Annotated in this window: 4 protein-coding genes; all 4 read right to left on the reverse strand. The window is 29.9% G+C overall.

What is annotated here, in order from left to right:
• Positions 1-226: 226 nt before the first annotated feature.
• The 4 genes from SLH48_RS22040 to SLH48_RS22055 all read right to left on the reverse strand — a co-directional run bounded on the left by SLH48_RS22040 (position 227) and on the right by SLH48_RS22055 (position 3,967).
• A complete protein-coding gene (locus tag SLH48_RS22040; protein WP_320259884.1) occupies positions 227-1,039 on the reverse strand; it encodes a YwqG family protein in 813 nt (270 codons plus the stop codon).
• A 40-nt stretch (positions 1,040-1,079) separates the two neighbouring features.
• Positions 1,080-2,183 carry a hypothetical protein gene (locus SLH48_RS22045; RefSeq protein WP_320259885.1) on the reverse strand — a complete coding sequence of 368 codons (1,104 nt, stop codon included), beginning with the start codon at positions 2,181-2,183 and terminating at the stop codon, positions 1,080-1,082.
• 226 nt (positions 2,184-2,409) lie between these two features.
• Positions 2,410-3,129 carry a hypothetical protein gene (locus SLH48_RS22050; protein WP_320259886.1) on the reverse strand — a complete coding sequence of 240 codons (720 nt, stop codon included), beginning with the start codon at positions 3,127-3,129 and terminating at the stop codon, positions 2,410-2,412.
• A 160-nt stretch (positions 3,130-3,289) separates the two neighbouring features.
• On the reverse strand, positions 3,290-3,967 hold the full coding sequence (locus SLH48_RS22055) for a DUF3888 domain-containing protein (protein ID WP_320259887.1): 678 nt from the start codon (positions 3,965-3,967) through the stop codon (positions 3,290-3,292).
• Positions 3,968-4,394: the final 427 nt, after the last annotated feature.

Here is a 4,394-nt window from a genome sequence, read left to right on the forward strand (position 1 = left end):
TTAATTATAAAATATAGTGATTGATTTTTTTGATTTGGAAACTATTTGGCACCCTTTCCAAAAAAAAGACGCGTTCCATTACAGAAAAGCGCCATATTGTTCAATAAATTTAATCTACCAAAACCCGCCCCCCCTTACTTTCGGTTGGGAAATCACTAAAAGCTAGCTTTCACTCTTGTGGATTTAGGGTTATATCTTTCCAAACTAGCTCAATGGTTCCGTCATATTAATGACAATCCCAGTTGTACAGCACATTTGAGAAATCTAACCTTTCTAAATCATCCTTTCTTATAAAAAAGTTAGCAACACCACTGTCTCCCCACATTATTCCCGCATCATCATCAGTATCAATTTGTAGTAATAAAATGGTGTGTTCTTGTAATTGTGTTTCATACTCCCTTGGATCACTTTGAGTGAAATAGGGGTACCCACCTATTTTATGCCCTTCACCATAATAACTATCATATACATCCCATATTTCTATGTCATTATCCTCATCAATTTGCTGATATCGATTTACTGAATCATCTAATAATTCATAACACCTGAAATCTACTAGAGAAACAGGTTCATAATCTATATCAAACGTTAATGATAAATCGTTTTCAATTGGAAAAAATTCTGTATCCAAAGAATCTAGGTTTGAAAAATCCGTTATCAATAATGCCTCCTCATTAGTAGTGTGTTGATGGTACAAAATCCTAAAATTTTTGGGATTCGTTAAATCTTCAAATTCCATCCCCAGCACATCATCTTCAGCAGAGATATAGAACTGCAATATACCTTTTTCTGGCATCAACTCTAGTTGTGGAATTTCTTCAAAGTTCATCTGAGCCAATAACTTCATTGGCTTACCATTCACATCTTTTGGATACTCCATTGTTTTTGGGAGGTATGGATACCCTCCAAATTTACTTTGATAAATTTTCGTAACACCTTTCTCAGCAGTGATTTGAACATAGGGTTTTACAGTTTTTTCAATGTCGATTCGAAAACCTTCAAGCCCATCGGGTAAGTATAACCTATTCTTTTTATCCATAGTCCCTCCATTTATAAATGAATTTTTTCTCCCATGAACTCTAGAGCTTTATGTTAATGATCACAGTAACATCACTTTTTAAAGGATACTCCGTTTGTCGATAAAAATTAATGCAGTAACCATTCTCTACACTTTTATTGATTCCACGAAGAATAAGGTTTTCATACGGTAAATCGATTCGTTGATTACTAACCCTATCAATATAACTATTACTTTTATTTGAAATAAAGCACTGAATCAGATTATCTCCTCTTACTACAAACCAACCGTTTCCTTTTTCAAATGTAAACCTGAATAATAATGTATTATGTGATATTTTTTCTTCCACCTCTAAATTATAGAAATCAAAATCTATTGCAAATAATTCCTTTACTTCTACTTCTCCATCTTTACTAATGGTGCAATGAAACATTTGATTCCCTTTATAAAAAACAAAATAACTATTATTGTTAAAATCTAAGTTGCAAACTTCAGTAATTCCTTGAATTTCGCAACTAATTTTTCTTTCTTGCAGCACCTCACCTTTTGTATCCAGCATCCTATGAATAACATGATCCCTTTCTTTTTTTAGTAAATGAATGTTATCCCCATTAACATATACCTTGTTACCTATTGGAGGCTGAATCTTTACATTTTTATCTGATTTAATGACACCATCTTTAAAAGTAATAGTCCTTAGTTTGTCAGGTCTTTCATTATCAAACCAGTCTTTTGAATAAAGAAGTGCCATATTATTTATATTACCTATGAATTTTCCTACAAACTCTCTTTTTCCCTTAGGAACTTCTAATCTATCTCTATTAAATAAAGGTAAAGGTATTTCTTTTTCATTTGGTAATATAGTTATCAGTACCCACGGTTCATCATCTACTGTCTTAAAAAATTTGGGATGACCTAAGATTCGTTCTTTATCTTCTAAAATGTCAAATATAGTTCCATTTGAATCTAAAATTACATAGATTACCTTGTCCTTAATAGTATTACTTTCCTTATATATTTTTAATGAAATAATTGTATTATTCCCGATATTAATATTGTCAATAGGAACAACTCCATTTTGATTTTGCAGTATCGTTAAAAAACCATATTCAGTGGAGTGTGTTTCATATTTTAGTACTGCTTTGTTACTGAGCAACTCTTCCATAATATAATAGCCCCTTTCAATGTAGCTCTATAATTTTTCTAAAAAGAATAGTGCAAAAATAGATGTATCTAATTAGTAGTTATTTAATTATTCGATATGAATAATACAATTCCTTTCTACAATAAAATACCATCTTCAAGAAATGAACTTAATGCTCTTTTTGTATCGAACCTTATAAGACCTTACAAAACAATGTCCTACAATGAAAAAGACGCTTATGTGAATTTCAGATTTGCGCCATATTATGGAATATTGAAGTAGACATTTTGTAGTCATAAGGAGTCTGAAACCTAATTGATTTTGTTTGGTACATTTTATTTCTATATTCATAAACAATAATAATATCACCAACAAAACTTGCTGGAGAAATTTGTCCACTAATTTTAGCATTAAGTTGATTGTCTTTTAATTGATAATCAATAATACTACCAAAAGCTACATCTTCAAATAAGTTTCCAGGCTGGATTTCTAAAAATTTTATATCAATTGTATATTTCTTGTCACCAATGCTAATCTCAGCTTTTTCGAGTGATAACTTAGTTATCACGTTCTTCAATACTACTGCAATAGGGTTATCAACAAGTACATCGTAAAATTGATTATTGTGTGCGTGAAAAACATGAACTTCTTCCTCTAAAAGCCCAGAACCAGTACCATGAGTCAAAATTATAATTAACTCTTTATTTTCATCTCCATTGATGTCTTTGTAGAAAATTTTCGGAGCATATGTAGGGTTATCAACGTTTAACCAAAAGGGTTTTGAGTAAATCGTCCCCTTGAAATCAAGTTTAAAGTCCTGATATATATCGCCTATTTTCTTGGCATAGAGAGCTATATTATCTTCACTTGACTCTGAAACAAGATCGTACCCTTCAAACATTGCCCCTGTTTTATTAGGGACAACTACTAAAAGGATTGCTATTATTAAAATAAAGAATCTATTCATAGACAACACCTCATTTTAGTGTCCCCTAACTTAGTGATCCTAAATTTTTCATTGCACTTTTTTAGTCACTTATTATTAATTGATTAATTACATATATCAAATTAGTTCATTTTTCATCTTTTTTCCCTTTTTTCTTTCTTTCTGTACAACTTCCCATAAATCATTTTTTTCTAATCACTTCATAAATTATATTTGTTCCATCAGATATTTTAAATATAATGAGTGCTTTATTTCCTTTTACAAAAGTGACTGGATCTATGACATTTTTATATGGTGGTTCTATATTAGGGTTTAATATGTTTACTTTTATATTTTTAACAATATCTAAAAGGGATTGATATTCTTTTTGTTTTTCTGTCATATGTTGCAATTGTTTATAGTTATATTTCGAAAAGGATTTCAAATTTAAATTGAATGTTGTCTGAATATCAGACAACACTTCCTTGTAAAAATAATTCACTTTTTTGTCTTCTTTATCCCCCTTATGAATAAAGTTAATAGTTTTTACACTAGATGGATTTATTTCAAAAGTTATGGTTTCCTCACCAAAGGGTGAATTATGTGCATGCTCAAATGTTTTCACTTGAACGGTAACTTTAAAAGAAAAACCCCCTTCACTTTCTCTAGTTAAGTTTATAATTTCAACATCGTACAGGCCGTATAATTTATAATAACCGTAATGTTTAGCAACTTCCTCTGAAATATATGGATTGAGCACAGTGATTAATGTATCAGATAATAGTTTGTTATCTAATTCATTTTGATTTGATTTAATCACATTAGGTTGAACATTAAATAGCAATAAACTAATAAACAGGATTAATAAAGTTTTGTTCATATTCTAACCTACCTATTGTTTATTTTATTTTTGTTTTTCTCATAATTTCATAAAAAATTTATTGGAATATTAGTTGTGTAAAATTGAGGGTGTTTTCCAATAAAAGACTTTCTTTTAGCTTCTTACGTGTTTTTATTCTTCCCTTTCTTCGAATTAATACTAATCAAACAAAAGGGTATAAGCCATTAATGATTTATATTTTATTTTTATCTTTGTAGGATTTTTCGCTCAAAAAACGCGATGTTATCTCATCGCGCCATATTGTGGAATAACAATTCTCAGGTTGGGAAAAAACTAACAGACTCATTTATCATTGTCGTTATTAATTTCATTATTAGTTCATTTTCTATCGTGATATGTCCCTTAATCCAGTGAAGGTTAATGGAATTGTAAATTTCAATCCAAATATACTAGTATCTCTTGGATT

It is taken from the genome of Cytobacillus sp. IB215316 (genome assembly GCF_033963865.1).
GTDB lineage: Bacteria > Bacillota > Bacilli > Bacillales > SM2101 > Nanhaiella > Nanhaiella sioensis.